This is a genomic window from Tardiphaga sp. GW822-FHT04G09, from assembly GCF_058800725.1.
Window position 1 is genome coordinate 58254 of sequence record NZ_JBXAMO010000019.1, and the last position, 19482, is coordinate 77735.

At 62.6% G+C, this 19482-nt stretch carries 18 protein-coding genes; 13 read left to right on the plus strand and 5 right to left on the minus strand.

The genetic code is table 11. The features are described 5' to 3' along the window. Positions 1 to 876 precede the first annotated feature (876 nt). Positions 877 to 1353 carry a hypothetical protein gene (locus tag AC1RLZ_RS24655; RefSeq protein WP_493190751.1) on the minus strand — a complete coding sequence of 159 codons (477 nt, stop codon included), beginning with the start codon at positions 1351 to 1353 and terminating at the stop codon, positions 877 to 879. Between the two features lie 199 nt (positions 1354 to 1552). Between AC1RLZ_RS24655 and AC1RLZ_RS24660 the strand changes: the two genes are divergently transcribed. The 3 genes from AC1RLZ_RS24660 to AC1RLZ_RS24670 all read left to right on the plus strand — a co-directional run bounded on the left by AC1RLZ_RS24660 (position 1553) and on the right by AC1RLZ_RS24670 (position 3654). Further along, entirely contained in the window at positions 1553 to 1855 is a 303-nt protein-coding gene (locus AC1RLZ_RS24660; RefSeq protein WP_493190752.1) for a hypothetical protein, read from the plus strand. A gap of 156 nt (positions 1856 to 2011) precedes the next feature. Further along, complete coding sequence (argJ, locus tag AC1RLZ_RS24665) at positions 2012 to 3259, plus strand: bifunctional glutamate N-acetyltransferase/amino-acid acetyltransferase ArgJ (protein WP_493190753.1); 1248 nt, start codon at positions 2012 to 2014, stop codon at positions 3257 to 3259. Then, positions 3256 to 3654: a (deoxy)nucleoside triphosphate pyrophosphohydrolase gene (locus AC1RLZ_RS24670; protein ID WP_120287336.1), complete on the plus strand. Its 399-nt coding sequence runs from the start codon at positions 3256 to 3258 to the stop codon at positions 3652 to 3654. Before argJ ends, AC1RLZ_RS24670 begins: the two co-directional genes overlap by 4 nt. Here the strand turns inward: AC1RLZ_RS24670 and AC1RLZ_RS24675 are convergent. After that, entirely contained in the window at positions 3651 to 4499 is an 849-nt protein-coding gene (locus AC1RLZ_RS24675) for a methyltransferase domain-containing protein (protein WP_493190754.1), read from the minus strand. The genes AC1RLZ_RS24670 and AC1RLZ_RS24675 overlap by 4 nt on opposite strands. Positions 4500 to 4576: 77 nt before the next feature. On the opposite strand from AC1RLZ_RS24675, the gene AC1RLZ_RS24680 reads away from it, so the two are divergent. From AC1RLZ_RS24680 to AC1RLZ_RS24725, 10 genes are all read left to right on the plus strand, one after another. Next, entirely contained in the window at positions 4577 to 5386 is an 810-nt protein-coding gene (locus AC1RLZ_RS24680; protein WP_493190755.1) for a ComF family protein, read from the plus strand. Positions 5387 to 5417: 31 nt separating this feature from the next. Continuing rightward, complete coding sequence (gene grxC / locus AC1RLZ_RS24685) at positions 5418 to 5693, plus strand: glutaredoxin 3 (protein ID WP_371422961.1); 276 nt, start codon at positions 5418 to 5420, stop codon at positions 5691 to 5693. Continuing rightward, positions 5690 to 6589, plus strand: coding sequence for a carbon-nitrogen hydrolase family protein (locus AC1RLZ_RS24690; protein ID WP_493190756.1), 900 nt, complete (start codon positions 5690 to 5692; stop codon positions 6587 to 6589). Before grxC ends, AC1RLZ_RS24690 begins: the two co-directional genes overlap by 4 nt. After that, positions 6586 to 7044, plus strand: a complete 459-nt coding sequence (locus AC1RLZ_RS24695; RefSeq protein ID WP_371422963.1) for a DUF1178 family protein — start codon at positions 6586 to 6588, stop codon at positions 7042 to 7044. The genes AC1RLZ_RS24690 and AC1RLZ_RS24695 overlap by 4 nt, the downstream gene beginning before the upstream one ends. 341 nt (positions 7045 to 7385) lie before the next feature. After that, complete coding sequence (locus tag AC1RLZ_RS24700; protein WP_493190757.1) at positions 7386 to 9329, plus strand: PrkA family serine protein kinase; 1944 nt, start codon at positions 7386 to 7388, stop codon at positions 9327 to 9329. 25 nt (positions 9330 to 9354) lie between these two features. After that, positions 9355 to 10623, plus strand: a complete 1269-nt coding sequence (locus AC1RLZ_RS24705; protein ID WP_493190795.1) for a YeaH/YhbH family protein — start codon at positions 9355 to 9357, stop codon at positions 10621 to 10623. After that, complete coding sequence (locus AC1RLZ_RS24710; protein ID WP_493190758.1) at positions 10620 to 12155, plus strand: SpoVR family protein; 1536 nt, start codon at positions 10620 to 10622, stop codon at positions 12153 to 12155. Before AC1RLZ_RS24705 ends, AC1RLZ_RS24710 begins: the two co-directional genes overlap by 4 nt. 95 nt (positions 12156 to 12250) lie before the next feature. Then, positions 12251 to 12526, plus strand: coding sequence for a metal/formaldehyde-sensitive transcriptional repressor (locus AC1RLZ_RS24715; RefSeq protein ID WP_493190759.1), 276 nt, complete (start codon positions 12251 to 12253; stop codon positions 12524 to 12526). Positions 12527 to 12538: 12 nt separating this feature from the next. After that, on the plus strand, positions 12539 to 13483 hold the full coding sequence (gene dmeF / locus AC1RLZ_RS24720) for a CDF family Co(II)/Ni(II) efflux transporter DmeF (protein ID WP_493190760.1): 945 nt from the start codon (positions 12539 to 12541) through the stop codon (positions 13481 to 13483). 174 nt (positions 13484 to 13657) lie between these two features. After that, positions 13658 to 15220 carry a class I adenylate-forming enzyme family protein gene (locus tag AC1RLZ_RS24725; RefSeq protein ID WP_493190761.1) on the plus strand — a complete coding sequence of 521 codons (1563 nt, stop codon included), beginning with the start codon at positions 13658 to 13660 and terminating at the stop codon, positions 15218 to 15220. On the opposite strand, the gene AC1RLZ_RS24730 is transcribed toward AC1RLZ_RS24725, so the two are convergent. The 3 genes from AC1RLZ_RS24730 to AC1RLZ_RS24740 all read right to left on the minus strand — a co-directional run bounded on the left by AC1RLZ_RS24730 (position 15221) and on the right by AC1RLZ_RS24740 (position 19481). Beyond that, positions 15221 to 16810 (minus strand): gamma-glutamyltransferase family protein, encoded by a 1590-nt coding sequence (locus tag AC1RLZ_RS24730; RefSeq protein ID WP_493190762.1) that lies wholly within the window; start codon positions 16808 to 16810, stop codon positions 15221 to 15223. A gap of 68 nt (positions 16811 to 16878) precedes the next feature. Then, positions 16879 to 18090 carry an amidohydrolase family protein gene (locus AC1RLZ_RS24735; RefSeq protein WP_493190763.1) on the minus strand — a complete coding sequence of 404 codons (1212 nt, stop codon included), beginning with the start codon at positions 18088 to 18090 and terminating at the stop codon, positions 16879 to 16881. 11 nt (positions 18091 to 18101) lie between these two features. After that, a complete protein-coding gene (locus AC1RLZ_RS24740) occupies positions 18102 to 19481 on the minus strand; it encodes a vWA domain-containing protein (RefSeq protein ID WP_493190764.1) in 1380 nt (459 codons plus the stop codon). Position 19482 lies beyond the last annotated feature (1 nt).

Genomic DNA, 19482 nt, shown 5'->3' on the forward strand with positions numbered 1-19482 from the left:
CCATCTTGATTATTTTCCCCTTCGTCCTGCCCCACCGAGAGGGGCGATCGCGATCGTCACGATTGCGGGGCGGGATGCGGTGGACGCCGGAGATGCGGCGTCACGGGATGTGTGGGTACCGGCTGTCTGCGGGCAGGCCGCATCGTCTGTGGTCAGGATACCACTGGGACAGGCGGTATGGCTTGCCTTCGGATAGCAAGAACCTGCGGATCAAGTGACGGACGACCAGATTCGAAACGCGTCCGGCCCAAGAGCTTGTGCTCCCCCGGCCCTGTCGCGCAGGGCCAAACAAGGGTGACCTTGATCGGTCGCCTGGGCAAGCATTCAGCAAGTCGACAAAACACCGCAGGCGGAACGTCGGGCCATCGCCCGTGCTTTCCGAAAGTCCTGATGCGCCAACTTGCGGAAGACCGCATCGGCATCAGGCCCAGGGGTGCATCGGGCACCCGGCGTTCCGCACGCCCTCTCGCAAGGGGCGGGAATGCAAGAGACGACGGCGCCCCCGCGCCGCCAACAACAGGGGCGATGACGCATGTCTGAAGGGTAGTGTTGTCTGAAGCAGTGGCCGTTTGACAGTTGAATCTGATGAGGCCGTAGGATGGGTAGAGCGTCTTCGCGAAACCCATCATTCACGCGCACAGAAAGCGATGGGTTTCGCTTCGCTCTACCCATCCTACGCCGTGCACCGTCATGCCCGGTAACGCAGAAACAAGCCCGGCCATGACGACCGAGAGCATCACGCAAGATCGTAGGATGGGGTGAGCGCAGGCGCGTCGCGCCGGAGCGAAACCCATCAACACACGCGATGACGGCGACGGGTTTCGCGAAGACGCTCACCCCATCCTGCGATCGCTGCGCAGCGGGGGAGAAGATCGCCTATTCGAACTTCATATCGATGCAGCGCGATACATCGGAGCCGAGCCCCGACGGAATCGTGACGCAGCCGCGGATTTTCTGCTGGGTGTTGTCGCTCACCCAGATGGCAAAGCCGCCACTGCCGAAGAACGAATTGGTATTCGGCGGCTCGGTCTCGGTGGCATCGAATGAGTAGGTGGAATCGGTATCGAACACGCGCGGCTTCTTCACGCATCCGCCGTCGGTCTGCACATTGACGACTTCCTTGGCGTCGCGTGTCATCGACAGCGACACCGAGCAGCGGAAATAGTCGGAGGTCCTGGTGTTGAACAGATAGGCATAGGAGCGGCAGGTGGCCGTGCTCAGCTTGCCGGCGCTGAGGCCACGGCCGCAGGAAATACGCTGGTTGTTGCTGAGTTTGTAGTCGTCCGCCGCAGCTAGGCCGGATGCCAGGGTGACAGCGCCCACAACCAAAAGACTTTTCACGATCGCTCGCATTGTCGAATCATCCCCATCGCCGCATTCATCGTGGACCGGCTTAGCCCGAATGCGAAAGATAGTCGCCCGGCCGGACTTGCGAAATAACAAACTCTTTGCGACCGCATGTCGTATTGACGGACCGTTGCCGTTCGTGATTTGTTCAAGACGACCGCACATTCGCGACGTAGTTTCAAAAACACTTTTCGGAGAATTCGGGATGACCGCTCGCGTTTTTACGATGCTGTGCGCCGCCGCGCTGGTGACATCGGCCCTTGCGGGCCCTGCTCTGGCTCAGGCACCGACGCCCTGGGTGCTCTCCCCCGATATGGGCTATGGCTACGACGCGTCAGGCAAGACCTTCGCGTACAAGATGGGCACCAACAATGCCAAATTCCTGCTGAAGGGCGCCAAGAAAGTGCCGAAGAACACGCTGTTCTTCATCGGCGAGAATGGCCAGCTCTATATGCGCAGCGGTCCGTTCCTCGAAGAGGACGGCAAGTTCAAGTTCGGCCCGGGCTAGAGCATAATCCCGAAAGGCGGGTACCGTTTTTCGGACAGGGTCATGTTCACATAGCAAGTCGCCACGTGACGGGAGCATGACGGCAAAGCCCTCTCCCACCGCGGCGGCAGAGGTGATACAGAGCGCTTCATCTTTTTACGAAAGCTGAAAGCACTCATGGCCAAGCCGTCCCCCGTCTCCCCCCTCGCCCCGACCGACGTTCCCGAGATGCCCGCCATCGCAGGCGTGCGCCTCGCCACGGCTGCCGCCGGGATCCGCTACAAGGGCCGCACCGACGTGCTGCTCGCGGTGATGGACAAGGGCACGACGGCGGCCGGCGTGTTCACCAAGTCGAAGTGCCCGTCAGCGCCGGTGGAATGGTGTCGCACCGTGCTCAAGAACGGCAAGGCGCAGGCACTGGTGGTCAATTCCGGCAATGCCAACGCCTTCACCGGCAAGACCGGCAAGGCTTCGACCAAACTCACCGGCGACATCGCGTCCAAGGCCGTGGGCTGCAAGCCGAACGAAATCTTCCTCGCCTCGACCGGCGTGATCGGCGAACCGCTGGACGCGACCAAGTTCAACGGCGTGCTCGCCACGCTGGCGGACAGCGCCGGACCGGACGGCTGGATGGACGCCGCCCGGGCGATCATGACCACCGACACCTTCCCGAAGGTCGCAACCGCCACCGTGAAGCTCGGCAAGGCCAGGGTCACCATCAACGGCATGGCCAAGGGCGCCGGCATGATCGCGCCGGACATGGCGACGATGCTCTCCTTCATCTTCACCGACGCGCCGATCTCCGCACCGGCGCTGCAGGCGCTGCTCAAGGCCGGCGTTGACGACTCGTTCAACGCGGTGACCATCGACGGCGACACCTCGACCTCGGACACGCTCCTGATGTTCGCGACGGGCGCCGCGGCCGCACAGGGCGCGCCGAAGATCACCAAGGCCAGCGACGTCAGGCTGAAGCCCTTCGTGAAGGCATTGCACGCGATCCTCAACGATCTCGCCGAACAGGTCGCGCGCGATGGCGAGGGCGCCCGCAAGCTCATTGAGATCGTCGTCGAGGGAGCGACCTCGAAAGCCTCGGCACGCAAGATCGCCATGTCGATCGCCAACTCACCGCTGGTGAAGACGGCGGTGGGCGGCGAGGATGCCAATTGGGGCCGCGTGGTCATGGCTGTCGGCAAGGCCGGCGAGCCTGCCAATCGCGACAAGCTGTCGATCTGGTTCAACGGCATTCGCGTCGCCAAGTCAGGCGCACGCGATCCGTCCTATAACGAGACCGAGGTCTCCAACGCGATGAAGAAGCCGGAGATCCAGATCAAGGTCGCGCTCGGCCTCGGCAAGGGCCGCGACCGCGTGCTGACCTGCGATCTCACCAAGGAATATATCGCCATCAATGGCGACTATCGGTCGTGAAACTCGTCCTCGTCGTTGCCTGCGCATTGATCGATCCTGACGGCCGCGTGCTGATCGCACAGCGGCCGGAAGGCAAGGCGCTGGCCGGCCTGTGGGAATTTCCCGGCGGCAAGCTGGAGCCTGGCGAGCGGCCCGAAGCGGCGCTGATCCGCGAGCTCGACGAGGAGCTCGGGATCACCGTGAAGGAAGCCTGCCTCGCGCCGCTGACCTTCGCCAGCCACGCCTATGAGGATTTTCACCTGCTGATGCCGCTCTATATCTGCCGGCGCTGGGAAGGCCTTGCGATCTCCAGGGAAGGCCAGAACCTCGCCTGGGTGCGGCCCAACAAGCTGCGCGACTATCCGATGCCGGCCGCGGATATCCCGCTGATCCCGCATCTGATCGATCTGCTCTAGGGCTTCAGTCCCTTCACCGCATCGGCGAGACTCGCTTTCGCCGAGCCCGGCTTCAGCGGCTTCTGCTGGCTTTCATGCGGTGCCCAGCCGGACAGCCAGATGATGTCGAAGGTCGCGCGGATGCGTCCATCGGGATCGGCAAAGCGTTCACTGTAGATCTGCGCCATGCGCAGCAGCGTCGCGCGGCGCAGCGGCGCGCGGCGGCGCTCGACCAGCACATTGGTGGCGCCCATCCTGCGCAGGTCCTGCATCAGACCGAAGACGCTGTCGTAGCGCACCACGACGCGATCGACGTCGGTCACCGGCAGCGCAAATCCCGCCCGCTGCAGCAACGCACCGACATCACGCAGATCGGCTGATGGCGCGACGCGCGGCGAGATGCCACCGTCGAGCTCGGCTTCCGCAGCAGCAAATGATTGCCGCAGCTCCGTCAGCGTATCGCCGCCCAGCATCGCCGCCAGCAGCAGGCCATCCGGCTTCAGTGCGCGGCGGATCTGCGCCATCGCGCCCGGCAGATCATTGACGAAATGCAGCCCGAGTGCGGAGACGACGAGATCGAGCGACGCAGGCGCGAGATTGAGGCCATCGCTTTCGACATCCGGCACATCGACATGGGCGACATGACCGACGCGCCCGGCCACAACATCGCGCAGACCGTTGCCCGGCGTTGCCACGTCGACGGCATTGTCGAACTGGCGCAGAACCGCCTGCAATCGCTCGTCCATGTCGGCGACAACACGATCCAGCAGGAACGTCTCGGCGCCAAGCTTCGACGCACGCGCCTGCCGCACGCGCAGCAGGGCGCGGTCGAACAGGATCGGTGCAGCAATGGAGGTCTGAGCCATGCGGCTTGGTACGCCGAAGACCGGGGATCTGGCAATCGCGCTTGAGATCGGTGCAGGAGCGCTCTAGCCTTCAACCTATGGACGCAGAAACGACAGTGTCGTGGTCCCTCCCCGCGCAATTGCGCGGCACGCTGAAGCTTTGCCGGTCCGCATTGACGCAAACCGCCCGCCTTGCCCTTGACGTCGCGCTGCCGACCCTTTGCGTGGCCTGCCGGGAACCCGTGGCGGGCGAAGGCGTCTGCGCGGCCTGCTGGGGCAAACTCTCCTTCATCGCGCCGCCGTTCTGCAGCCGGCTCGGCATTCCGTTCGTCTACGATCCCGGCCCGGGCATCCTGTCGATGCAGGCGATCGCTGATCCGCCGGCCTATCAGCGCGCCCGCGCAGCCGTGCGCTATGACGAGATCGCCCGCACGCTGGTGCATCAGTTGAAATATCATGACCGGACCGATCTGGCGCCAACCATGGGTCGCTGGATGGCGCGCGCGGGGAAGGAATTGCTAGCAGACGCCGATGTTCTGGTGCCGGTGCCGCTGCACTGGCGGCGCGGCTTCAGCCGGCGCTTCAACCAGTCCGGCGCGCTGGCGCGGGCAATCGGCCGGCAGAGCGGTGTTGCGATATCCCGCGACGCCCTGCGGCGAATACGCCCGACCGAACACCAGATCGGCCTGTCGCGCACCGAGCGCGCCAGCAATGTGCAGGGCGCCTTCAAGGTCCCGCCTGAACGCCAGGTTGAAATCCAGGGCCGCCGCGTCATTCTGGTCGATGACGTGCTGACCTCCGGTGCCACGACGGACGCCTGCGCACGGGCGCTGCTGCGCGCCAAGGCCGCTCAGGTCGATGTGCTGGTCTTTGCGCGGGTTGTGGAGGCCCACAAGGTCCCCATATAATCAGACACTTCCCCTGCAACTGGAGCACCCGATGGCCGCCGCGATTGAAATCTACACCCGTCCCGGCTGTGGCTATTGCAGTGCCGCGATCTCGCTGCTCCAGCGCAAGAAAGCCGCTTTCACCCATTTCGACACCGCGACCGACCCGAACCTGCGCCAGGAAATGTTCGACCGGACCTACCCCGGCGCCACCTTTCCGCAGATTTTCATCGGCGGCACCCTGATCGGCGGCTGCGACGATCTCTACGCATTGGACCGCGAAGGCAAATTTGACGCCATGATCGCAGGCGAGAAGGCCACCTCATGAGCCAGATATCCCCGACGTCCGAGCCCCAGACCTTCACCGCCGGGATGGTGCAGATGCGTACCGGCCTGCTGCCGGAGCCGAGCCTCGAACAAGGCCGCCATCTGATCCGCGAAGCCGCGCTCGCCGGCGCCGACTATGTGCTCACGCCGGAAGTGAGCAATATGATGCAACTCAATCGCACCGCGCTGTTCGAACATCTGCGCTCGGAAGAAGACGACCTCTCGCTGAAGGCCTATCGCGCTCTGGCCGCCGAGCTGAAGATCCACCTGCATATCGGATCGCTGGCCGTGCTGGCCAACCCGGAACGCGCCGCCAATCGCTCGTTCCTGATCGGACCGGACGGCAATGTCCTGGCGAGCTACGACAAGATCCACATGTTCGACATCGACCTGCCCAACGGCGAGAGCTATCGCGAATCAGCGAATTACCAGCCGGGCGAGACCGCCGTCATCTCCGACCTCCCCTGGGGCCGCATCGGCCTGACCATCTGCTACGATGTGCGCTTCCCGGCGCTGTATCGCGCATTGGCCGAAAGCGGCGCGTCGTTCCTGACGGTGCCCTCGGCCTTCACGCAAAAGACTGGCGAGGCCCATTGGCACACGCTGCTGCGCGCCCGCGCGATCGAGACCGGTTGCTTCGTCTTTGCGGCCGCGCAAGGCGGCGTGCACGAGAACAAGCGCGCGACATATGGCCACTCGCTGATTATCGACCCGTGGGGCGTGGTGCTGGCCGAAGCCACCGGCGTCGAACCGGGCTTCATCCTCGCGAAAATCGATCCGGCCAAGGTGACCGAAGCGCGCAAGACCGTGCCGTCATTGCAACACGGCCGCCGCTTCAGTGTCAGCGACCCCAAATCGGGCCCGGACTACCTGCATCTCGTTCGGGAAGCGACATGATCCGCTACAACCTGCGCTGCGAGAAGGGCCACGCTTTCGAAAGCTGGTTCCAGAGCTCCGGCGCATACGACTCCCAGGTGAAGCGCAAGTTGGTGAATTGCCCGCATTGCGGCTCGGTGAAGATCGAGAAAGCGATCATGGCGCCGCGTATCGTCGGCAAGAGCAAGAACCGCCCGGAGGCCCCCCCTGACACCGGTTCCGAGTCCACAGCGCCGCTGATGATGGCGCCGCAGGAAGCCGAGCTCCGCGCCAAGCTGAAAGAGCTGCGCGATCACGTGACCAAGAACGCGGACAATGTCGGCGAAAACTTCCCGAGCGAAGCCCGCAAGATGCATTACGGCGATATCGAACATCGCCCGATTTATGGGGAAGCGACGCCAGACGAAGCGCGCTCGCTGATCGACGAAGGTATTGAGGTGACTCCGCTCCCTGTGCTGCCAGGCGACCGGAACTAGGCACAGCACACGCTTATGCGCGTTTGGACTCGTGCCAACCCTCTATCCCGATACAAGAATCCGAAAGCTTCCGGGATACGGCAATTTTGTGGCGTTCGAGTCACAGGCGTGGACAATCGCTTTGCCAGCCCTTGAGACATGGCAAAACTGGCCTAACTTATAAGCAAGTGCCTGAATATGAGTCGCGCGCTGCACTCAGATCGCATTGCGCGATTTCGGACCTGGATGTGTCCTGCAGGCTATAGTGCTGATGTTGAGTCGCGATCGGAAAGACGCGTTCCGTTACCACATTAGGAGCATCGCGACCAACAGGACGGCCGACCAGCAAGGAGAGAGGGATCATGTACAACGATTCTCTGTTCAATGCGTTCGCTCGAAGTTACGAGGCCCGAAGTCAGACGGACATGTCGATGTCCGAGTATCTGGAATCCTGCAGAGGAGACCCGATGCGATATGCCAACGCGGCGGAACGCCTGCTGGCGGCGATCGGCGAGCCTCAAATGATAGACACGGCCAAGGATCCACGCCTTGGCCGTATTTTTTTGAATCGTACCATCCGCAGCTATCCAGCCTTTGCCGGCTTTCACGGCATGGAAGATACGATCGAACGCATCGTCGCCTTCTTCCGCCACGCGGCGCAGGGCCTCGAGGAGCGCAAGCAGATTCTTTATCTGCTCGGCCCGGTCGGCGGCGGCAAATCATCGCTTGCCGAGCGCCTCAAGGCGTTGATGGAAGTCCATCCCATCTATGTGCTGAAAGCCGGCGACGAGCTCAGCCCGGTCTTTGAAAGCCCGCTCAGCCTGTTCGATCCCGACACGCTCGGCCCGATGATCGAAGAGAAATACGGCGTTCCACGCCGGCGGCTTACGGGTCTCATGAGCCCGTGGTGCTATAAGCGGCTCGAATCTTTCGGCGGCGACATCTCGCAATTCCGCGTCGCACGGATCCAGCCGTCGCGATTGCGCCAGATCGCCATTGCCAAGACAGAGCCCGGTGACGAGAACAACCAGGACATCTCCTCGCTGGTCGGCAAGGTCGATATCCGCAAGCTCGAAGTCTTCGCGCAGAACGATCCCGACGCCTACAGCTATTCCGGCGGCCTCAACCGCGCCAATCAGGGCATTCTTGAATTCGTCGAGATGTTCAAGGCGCCGATCAAGATGCTGCATCCGCTGCTGACGGCGACGCAGGAAGGCAACTACATCGGCACCGAAAACATCGGCGCCATCCCGTTCACCGGCGTGATCCTTGCCCACTCCAACGAATCCGAGTGGCAGAGTTTCAAGGCCAACAAGAACAACGAAGCCTTCATCGACCGTATCTGCGTCATCAAGGTGCCGTACTGCCTGCGCGTCACCGAAGAACAGAAGATCTATGAGAAGCTTATTCAGGGCTCCGAACTCGCCACAGCACCTTGCGCACCGGCGACGCTGGAGACCCTGGCGCGCTTCTCCGTGATGTCGCGGCTGCGCAAGCACGAAAACTCGACCACCTTCGCCAAGATGCGGGTCTATGACGGCGAAAGCCTGAAAGAATCGGATCCGAAGGCCCGCAGCGTTCAGGAATACAAGGACGCCGCCGGTGTTGATGAAGGCATGGACGGCGCCTCGACGCGCTTCGCGTTCAAGGTTTTGGCCGCGACCTACAATCACGACACGTCGGAGATTGGCGCAGATCCCGTGCACCTGATGTATACGCTGGAGCAGGCGATCCGCAGGGAGCAGATGCCTGATGAAGTCGAAAAACGTTATCTCGAATTCATCAAGGCCGAGCTTGTACCGCGTTATGCGGAGTTCATCGGCCACGAAATCCAGAAAGCCTATCTGGAATCCTATTCGGATTATGGCCAGAACCTGTTCGATCGTTACGTCGACTATGCCGATGCCTGGATCGAGGATCAGGACTTCAAGGATCCTGACACCGGACAATTGCTCGATCGCGAATTACTCAATCAGGAGCTGAGCAAGATCGAAAAGCCGGCCGGAATTGCCAACCCCAAGGACTTCCGCAACGAAGTCGTGAAGTTCTCGCTTCGCTCACGGGCGCAGAATGGTGGAAAGAATCCGACCTGGACGAGTTATGAGAAGATCAGGGAAGTCATCGAAAAGCGCATCTTCTCTCAAGTCGAAGATCTGCTTCCGGTGATCTCCTTCGGATCGAAGAAGGACGGCGAGACCGAGAAGAAGCATGACGACTTCGTCGCGCGGATGGTCGATCGCGGCTACACCGAGCGCCAGGTTCGTCGTCTCGTCGAATGGTATATGCGCGTGAAACAGGCCGGCTGACGCAAGGAGCCAACATAACGTGGCCATGCATATCGTCGATAGACGCCTGAACCCGAGCAGCAAGAGTCTTGAGAACCGCCAGCGGTTCTTGCGACGCGCGAAAGCTCTGGTTCAGGGAGCCGTCAAGAAAGCCTCCCAGGACCGCGACATCAAAGACGTCCTGGAAGGCGGCGAAGTGTCCATCCCGCTCGACGGGATGAACGAGCCGCGCTTTTACCGCGAAGGCGGAATTCGCGACCGGGTATTGCCCGGCAACGTGAAATTCGTGGAAGGTGATTACCTTCAGCGGCCGCAATCGAAGAGCGGCAGATCCAACGATGCCGGCGAAGGCGACGGCGAGGATGCGTTCCGGTTTGTGCTCAGCCGGGAAGAGTTCGTCGACATTTTCCTCGACGACCTGGAACTGCCGGATCTTTCCAAGCGCAAGCTGGCCGAAGTCGAGAACGAAGGCCTGCGCCGCGCCGGATATACAACGACAGGCTCGCCTGCCAATATTTCGGTCAGCCGCACCGTGCGCCTGGCCATGGCACGACGGGTTGCACTGCAGCGACCGCGACCGGAAGCCATTGCGCTGCTGGAAGCAGAATTGGAGCATTGCAGTGACGAGCGCCGTCCCGAATTGCTGGCTGAAATCGAACGGCTGAAATCCAAGACGCGGCGAATTCCCTTCATCGATCCCATCGATATCCGCTATCGCCGCTTCGAGACCATGCCAAAGCCGGTGGCGCAGGCTGTCATGTTCTGCCTGATGGACGTTTCCGGCTCGATGTCCGAGCACATGAAGGATCTCGCCAAGCGGTTCTACATGCTGCTCTACGTCTTCCTGACACGACGTTATCGCAAGGTCGATATTGTCTTCATCCGCCATACCGACCGCGCCGAGGAAGTCGACGAACAGACTTTCTTCCATGGCCCGGCTTCGGGCGGCACGCTGGTCTCCAGCGCGCTGCAGGCGATGCATGAGATCGTGCAGTCGCGCTATCGCCCCGCCGACTGGAACATCTATGCCGCGCAGGCCTCCGACGGCGACAACTCCTATGCCGATGGCGATCTTTCCGGCCGCCTGCTGAAAGACATGATCCTGCCGGTGACGCAGTTCTTCGCCTATCTCGAAGTTGGCGAAAGCGGCAGCCCTCCGTTCGAAACGTCGGAATCCTCGCTGTGGACGCTGTATCAACGGCTGCGCGCGGAAGGGGCGCCGCTCTCGATGCGCAAGGTCAACGACCGCAGCGAGATTTTCCCGGTGTTCCACGATCTGTTCCAACGCCGCACGGGCAAAGAGGTGGCACCATGACAGACCGCCTCTACCAAGGCGCCGAATGGGACTTCGTCACACTGCAGCGCATTCACGATGCCTGCGAGGAGATCGCCGAAAAGGAGCTCGGCCTCAGCGTCTATCCGAACCAGATCGAGGTCATCACCGCCGAACAGATGCTGGATGCTTACTCATCCGTAGGCATGCCGCTGTATTACAAGCACTGGTCGTTCGGCAAGCAGTTCGCCCATCAGGAAGCGTCCTATCGCAAGGGCCTGATGGGTCTGGCCTATGAAATCGTCATCAACTCGTCGCCGTGCATTTCCTACCTGATGGAGGAAAACACGGCGACGATGCAGACGCTGGTGATCGCTCACGCCGCTTTCGGCCACAATCACTTCTTCAAGAACAACTACCTGTTCAAGCAATGGACAGATGCCGACGGCATTCTTGATTATCTCGATTTCGCCAAGGGCTATGTGGCACAATGTGAAGAACGCCATGGTCGCGCCGCTGTAGAACACACGCTCGACGCCGCTCACGCGCTGATGTCGCACGGCGTCGATCGCTATCCGGGCAAGAAATCGCTGGATTTGCGCGCCGAGGAAAAACGCGCCAAAGAACGCCGGAACCACGAAGAAACCTCGTTCAACGATCTCTGGCGCACGGTTCCCGCGGGGCCGACCAAGAGTGCCTCACTGCTCAGCGCGGAGCGCCGACGCGCCCTGCTCGGCCTGCCGCAGGAAAACCTGCTATATTTCCTGGAGAAAGCCGCGCCGCGGCTGCAAACCTGGCAGCGTGAACTGCTGCGCATCGTCCGGCACATCTCGCAATATTTCTACCCGCAAGGGCAGACCAAGGTGATGAACGAGGGCACGGCCACTTACGTGCATTATCGCATCATGACCCGGCTGCATCAGACCGGGCAGATCTCGGACGGCAACTACCTGGAATTCCTGCAATCCCACACCAATGTCGTGTTCCAGCCGAATTACGACGACCGGCGCTTCTCGGGCTTCAACCCCTATGCGCTCGGCTTCGCGATGATGCAGGACATCGAGAAAATCGTTACCGATCCGACCGACGAAGACCGCGCCTGGTTTCCCGATATCGCCGGCAAAGGCGACGCGATGGCGGTCCTGCGCGATATCTGGGCGAACTACCGCGATGAGAGCTTCGTCAGCCAGTTCCTTAGCCCACGGCTGATGCGCCATATGCGGATGTTCCACCTGCATGACGATCCTGCCGAGAGTGCGGGCATTCGGGTCGACGCCATCCATGACGAGCGTGGCTATCGTCGCGTCCGACGTGTGCTGGCCCGTCAGTACGATGTCGGCCTGATCGACGCGAATATCGAAGTGGTGGACGTCGACCTCGCCGGCGATCGTCGCTTGATGCTGAAGCACTCGGTGCTCAATGGCGCCCTGCTCAATGAAGCCGACGCCAAGCGGGTACTGCAGCATCTCGCCGATCTCTGGAGCTATGACGTCTCGCTCGCCGAGGTCGATGCCTCCGGCCTGGTGCTCAAGGAACACGTCGCCCATCCCCGCGTAATGGCCGCAGCGGCCTGATCGCCCCCTTCGTTTCCTCCCGCAAACTCCCCTGCCCGGCTTCTCGCCGGGTGGGGACTTTCATTTGAAAGAAATATAGGGTAGGGGACTATCCTATGTCGCATCTCACCGCTAACAAGACCAAGCTGCTCGCCCGGGTCCGTCGGCTCGCCGGCCAAATGGCCGCCATTGAGAAGGCCATCACCGAAGACGCCGGCTGCGCCACGATCCTGCATCAGGTCGCAGGCGTGCGTGGCGCCGTAAGCGGGCTGATGGATGAACTGATCGAGGACCATGTCCGCGAACATGTCGCCCATCCGGACCTCAGCACGGACAACCGTGCGGCCGGCGCCGAAGAACTCATCGCCGCCATTCGGCGCTACGCGAAATAAGGACTGGCCGTCATGAGTATTCACAGCGACATCGATGCCCTGTCCCATGATCATATGTTCCTCGGCGACAGGCACGACGAAAACACTCGCCGCACATTGTGGGTGGTGGCGCTCACCGCGATCATGATGGTCGGCGAGATTATCGCCGGCACGATTTTCAACTCGATGGCGCTGCTGGCGGACGGGTTCCACATGGCGACCCATGCGGGCGCGCTTGCCATCGCTGCAGGCGCCTATGCCTTTGCGCGGCGCAACGCGCACAACCGCCGGTTTACGTTTGGTACCGGTAAAGTCGGAGATCTCGCAGGCTTTGCCTCGGCACTGATCCTGGCCGTTATTGCGCTCGGTATCGCCGTGGAATCCATCGTTCGATTATTCGATCCTTCGCCCGTAGCCTTCGGCGAAGCCACCTTCGTCGCGGTCATCGGCCTCGCCGTCAATATCGCCAGCGTCTTCCTGCTGTCGGGTGGTCACGGTCACCATCACGGCCATGACCATCATCACGACCATGCACACGACCACGGTCACAATCACGATCATCACGCACGCCATGACGACAACAACATGCGGTCGGCCGTCGTCCATGTGATGGCAGACGCGCTGACGTCCATACTTGCCATCGCGGCCCTGCTTGCCGGGCGCTATCTCGGCTGGGTCTGGCTTGATCCCGCAATGGGCATTGTCGGCGGTATCGTCATCGCCGTCTGGGCGTGGAATCTGCTGCGCGACACCTCAGCCGTCCTGCTCGATACCTCGGACCCGCATCTCGAACAGGAAATCCGCGACGAGGTTGAGCGCCCCGGCGATGCCCGAATCTTCGACCTGCATGTCTGGCGCGTCGGCCCCGGTGCGCATGCCGCGATCGTCGGCTTTGCCGGCGCAGCGAGCGTCGAGGCGGTGCGCCAACGCCTGACAGCCGTGCATGAATTGCAGCATGTGACGGTGGAAGCGCGCTAAGCGCCAGACGCACATCTCCCGCGCGACGAGCCTGCGGCGAAGCGGGTTGGCTTTCGCCGCCTGGCTGATTAACCTGACGTCATCATCGCCAGCCAAATGGCGGGTCGCGCCAATTGTGGCGTGCAAAAAACGTCTGGGATGGACATGCAAGGACAGATCGCGCCGGGAGCCTCGATGCCGGCGACACGCCACGAAGTTCTCTATGACGACCGTGTCGTCACCTGTTTCCTGGACCGTCCTCTGAGCCTCGACGCCATGTTGCGCGCCGTCGTCGCGCGCAAGCCCGATGGCATAGCACTGGTGCTTGGCACGCAGCGCGTCACTTATGCCGAGCTCGATCGCATCGCCGAGAATATCGCGCGCAATCTCATCGCCGCCGGCTTCCAGAAAGGCGAGCGCATCGCCATGCTGCTCGGCAACTGCCTGGAATTCGTCTATCTCGCGCTCGGCGCCGGCCGTGCCGGCCTGATCGTCGTCCCGCTCAACATGCGGCAGCGCAAGCCCGAGATCGACTATGTGCTGCAGCAGTGCAAGGCCTCGGCGCTGGTCTATGACGCCGATTGCGAGATGAACCTGCCGGAGCCGCGCGCCGAATTGCGCGGGCAATGGGTGGTCGGCAGCGGACGGGCAACATCATTTGGCGAGCTAATGAATGATGCGCCCGCCGTGGCGTTTCCCGAGCCTCATCAGGAAGACACCGCCTATCTGCTCTATACATCGGGCACGACAGGCAATCCGAAAGGCGCGATGCTCACCCATGTGAGCATCATCCACTCGGTGCTCAATTTCCAGCACGGCTATGGCCTGCGCGACGGCGATGTCACCATGTTGGCGGTACCGGCCTCGCATGTCACCGGGCTCGTGGCGCTGATCCTTGCGACCATCAATGTCGCCGGCACCACCGTCATCCTGCCGGCCTTCAAGGCACCGGAGTTTCTCGCCGTCGCGGCACGCGAGCGCATGACCTACACACTAATGGTGCCGGCGATGTATAATCTCTGCCTGCTGCAGCCGGACTTCGAGACCCATGACCTGTCGGCCTGGCGCATCGCCGGCTTCGGCGGGGCGCCGATGCCCGAAGCGACCATCAAGCGGCTCGCCAAGGCATTGCCGGACCTCAATCTCTGCAATGCCTATGGCTCGACAGAGACGTCATCGCCAGCAACAATCCTGCCGCCCGGCGCGCCTGCGAACAAGATCAACACGGTTGGCCGCCCGGTGACCGGCGCGCATATCGTAGTCGCCGATGACGATGGCCGCGAGGTGCCGGCCGGGCAGGACGGCGAGCTGCTGATCGCGGGGGCGATGGTCGTGCCCGGCTATTGGGACAATCCGGATGGAACGCGCAGCGGCTTCGTCGGCGGCTATTGGCGCTCCGGCGATATCGGCCGCATCGATTCGGACGGCTATGTCTCTGTGGTCGATCGCAAGAAGGACATGATCAACCGCGCCGGTTTCAAGATCTACTGCACCGAGGTCGAGAACGTGATGTCGCATCATCCCGCCATCGTCGAGAGCGCGGTGATCGGCAAACCCGATCCGGTGCTGGGCGAACGCGTGCATGCCTTCGCCTACAGCCCCGATGGCGGCAACGAGGCCGACATCCGGAAATACTGCGCCGAGCGATTGTCCGACTACAAGGTGCCGGACACCATCACCTTCCTGAAGGAACCGCTGCCGCGCAACGCCAATGGCAAGATCATGAAGACCGAGTTGCGCAAGCTAATGGCGGGCTGATCACCACGCCGCCACGGCGCCGTCCGACCTTGGATCCGTCGCACCTTCGAGCACGCCGTTCTCATGCAGCACGATCGCGCCCGCGTGACCCATGGTGCCGGTATAGCTGCCGAGCACTTCCACCACGTGACCGGCATCGCGCAACTGCTGGATCAATGCGGGGTCGAAGCGATCCTCCAGTTTCAGCGTGACGCTCTCGTCGCCCCAGGTCTTGCCGAGCAGCCAGCGCGGTGCCGTCACCGCCTGCTGCAGCGGCATGCCGAACATGCCGTAACGCGAGAACACGGCCGACTGCGTCTGCGGCTGCCCCTCGCCGCCCATATTGCCATAGACCATGCGACGGCCGTCATCGAAGATCGCCATCGCCGGATTGAGCGTGTGGAACGGCTTGCGGTTCGGCTTCAGTGCATTCCAGCCACTCTCGGCAAGCCGGAACGAGGCGCCACGGTTCTGCCAGCAGATGCCGGTGTCCGGCAGCACCACGCCGGAACCGAATTCGAAATAGACCGACTGGATGAACGAGACCGAACGGCCCTGACCGTCGATGACACCGAGCCAGATGGTGTCGCCGGGCTTGCGGACATGCGGCCACGGCAAGGCGACCTTACGATCGATATGACGCGCGAGTTCGTCCAGCTTGGCGTTGTCGAGGAAAGATGCGGGATCAACCGTCATGTGATCGGGATCGCCGACATGTTCGTCGCGCACGATGAAGGCCTGTTTGGTGGCCTCCACCAGACCATGGATGTGGTCGAAGCCTTCCGCCTGGGTGACGCCGAGGCGATCAAACATCGCCAGGATCATCAGCGATGACAGGCCTTGCGTCGGCGGCGCCATATTAAAAAGTTGCGCACCGCGCACTGTGGTCGACAGCGGCGGACGCTCCGTCGCCTGATGGTTCTGCAGGTCTGCCGCTGTGACAGGCGACGCGACCTTGGCAAGGTCGGCGGCGATGCTATCCGCAAGCTTGCCCTTGTAGAAACTCTCGAACCCATCGGCAGCGAGACGCTTCAGCGTCGCGCCGAGCGCCGGCAGTTTCATGATATCGCCTTCAGCCGGCGCGTGGCCGTTCGGCATAAAAGTCCCGGCGAAGTTTGGCTGGTCCTTTAGCTCCGCGGATTTCTCGGTCGTGAGTTCCGACTGGCTACGGGTGACGACGATGCCGTTCTCGGCGTAATAGATCGCGCTTTCCAGCAGGCGTTCACGCGCCATCGGCTTTTGCCAATGCTTGGAGACGTCCAGCGCCTTCTGCCAGCCGGAGACGGTGCCGGCGACGGTGTTGGCGGCAAGCGGCCCGCGGAACGGGATCGCCGAAGCGCCCTTTGAGGCGTAGTAAGCCAGATCCACCGCCGCGCCGGCACGGCCGCAGGCATCCACCGTGGTCGGGGTCTTGCCGGGCTCGGCGATCAGCCAGAAACCGTCGCCGCCAAAGCCGGTCATATGCGGATAGACCACCGCCAGAGCGGCTGCCACGGCGATCGCCGCTTCCACGGCGGTGCCGCCGTCCTTGAGCACATCGAGGCCGGCCTGCGACGCCAGATGATGCGGAGAGGTCACCATACCCCGTCGCGCGCGCGGTGTTTCAAGCATTCATCGTCTCCAGAACTCGTGGCATGCCAGCGGCGTAGGGCGCAGTCGTAACGCGTCCAGCCAATGATTCAAGCCTTTCGGGCGACGATCTTCCCATCCCGCGCGACCAGCCGGCCGTTCTTGTAGACCGCGCGGCGGCTCGGCAGATCGACCACGGCCTGCGGCACATGCGGGGCATCGATGGCGACGAAGTCGGCCTTGGCGCCGACCCGCAGGCCCCAGTCATCCAACCGCAGCGCCTCGGCGCCGCCGGCGGTGACGATGTCGAAAGCCAGCGTCAGATCGGCGTCGGTGTTGAAGCCGGAGCGGTAGCCGATCATCATCGCGCGGCCCAGCATGTCGCCGTCGCCATAGGGCCACCAGGAGTCCCGAATATTGTCGCAGCCGCCGAATACGGTTACGCCGGCCGCACGCAGCAGCTTCACCGGCGGAAACGGCCGCGCGCCGGGCGCATTGGTCATGATGGCCACGCCGCTCGACGCCAGCGTTTCCGCCGTGCGCTGAACCACATCGGCGGCGACATCGCCCAGCGCATAAGCGTGGCTGATGGCGACATGGCCGTTCATGCCGAGCGCCCGCGTACGTGCGCAGATCTGCTCTATCTCGAAGATGCCAAGCATGGAGGGATCATGCAGGTGGATATCGACATCGACGCCTCGGCGTTCGGCGATACCGAACACGACATCGAGGTGTTTCTCGACATCCCGGTCGAATCCGCCGGGATCAAGGCCGCCGATCACGTTTGCACCGAGATCGAAGGCGGCATCGAGCAGATCCGGCGTACCCGGACTGCGCAGGATGCCGCTCTGCGGGAACGCGACGAGCTGGATGTCCATGACATCGCGATGCGCTTCGCGCACCGCGAGGATCGTCTCCAGTGATTTGAGATCCACCGAGCCGTCGACCATCACATGGCTGCGCATCCGCGTACTGCCGTGGCCGAGACAAAGCTCGAGCTGGCTGCGCGCCCGCTCCGCCATCGGCGCAGCCTTGGCCATATTGTCGGCCTGAAAGCCGACGCGCTCCTGCACGTTGAAGCCGTTGGTATAGGGCTGATGCGGCCGCCAGACGTCGCCGTAGAAACTGGTGTCGAGATGGACATGACCTTCAACAAAGGACGGGATCACCAGCGTGCCGCCGAGATCAACGGTGCCCGCTGCATGCGGCGCCGGATCACTGGCCGGTGCGATCGACACGATGCGACCGTCGCTGACGGCAATCGCGTTGAGGCTGCCATCGGCGAATTTCGCCGATGTAAACACGGTGTCGATACCAGCCATCCCAGCCTCCGCTATTGATAGGTCGCCACGATATCGGCGACGGCGCGCTCGAGCTGCTGCGCCGTTGCGCATTGGCGGACAACGTTGCAGAACGTCGCATAACGCGGCATTTCGGAATCGCCGAAGCCCCAGCCCATGCGCCCCTCCGGATTGAGCCAGACCAGCCGCTTCGAGCGCTCGCCGATGCGGCGCAGGATGTCGGCGCGCGGATCGAGATTGTTGCTGCGGGCATCGCCGAGAACAATGACCGTGGTTTGCGCCGTAATCGCACTCATGAAACCCTTCTCGAAATCGACGAAGGAGCGACCATAATCGGACGAGCCGTAACCGACCGAAGACATGATCTGCTTCATCGCCTCTTCAGGTTTGTTCTTCTCCAGGACTTCACTGACTTCGATCAGGTTGCCGGAGAAGGCGAAGGAGCGCACATCCGACACAACTTCATGCAGACTGTGGATCAGCAGCAGGAAGAAATCCGACACCTGCGCTACCGAACCCGAGACATCGCAGATCGCGACGATCTTCGGCTTGTCGCGGTGGCGGCGCTTCCACGCCGTCATGAACGGCACGCCACCCCACGCCGCATTGCGGCGGATGGTCCGCCGGACGTCGAGATGACCGCGGCGCTGGCGCTTGCGCGGCTTGCTGAAGCGCTCGCGCAGCCGCCGGGCCATTTGCCGGATCAGCACGCGCATCTGCGCGATCTGCCGCTGCTCCAGCCGGGCCATCGGTGCATTGCGCAGGATCTCGTTGCGCAACGCCTCTTTCTCCTCGCGGCCATACAGCAGCAAGGCCTGCGACACCATCTCGCTGACGGTCTCGCGCAGGCTGCCGAGCGCAGCCGTCAAACGTTCTGCATCGCCCGAGTTGCTGGCGCTGAGCGCGTCGATATCGTCGCGCAGGCGACCGACACCGAGTTGCTCGAGCACGCGGCTCGCAAACAGCCCCCGCTGGGTGAAGACGCGGATATTGGTCAGGCCGGCGGCATTGGAGGCATTGGACAGGGCGGCGGTGATGGCGGCGCGGTCCTGCGATAGCAGCATTTGCGCGAGCGTACCGAGTTCGGGCGCGGTGGGCGCTTCACCCGGAGCCGAACCGTCGACCGGGACAGCGTTGGTCTCGTTTTTACCTCCGTCGGTGTCTTCATCGTCATTCGCCGCAGGTGCTTGCCCGAAATCGGGATGCGCAAAGAACGTATCGAAACAGGCAGCGAGCGCCGCTTTCTCCTCGCCGGACTTCGCCATGGTCAGCAGCAGCGCATCGCGCAGGATGGCGCGATCCGCGGGGCCCACTTCGGCCACGGCACGCATCGCATCGATACTTTCGGCAGGCGAAATCCGCACACCGGCGCCGCGCGCCGCCCGAAAGAACCGATGCAACGTGTCGCGCATC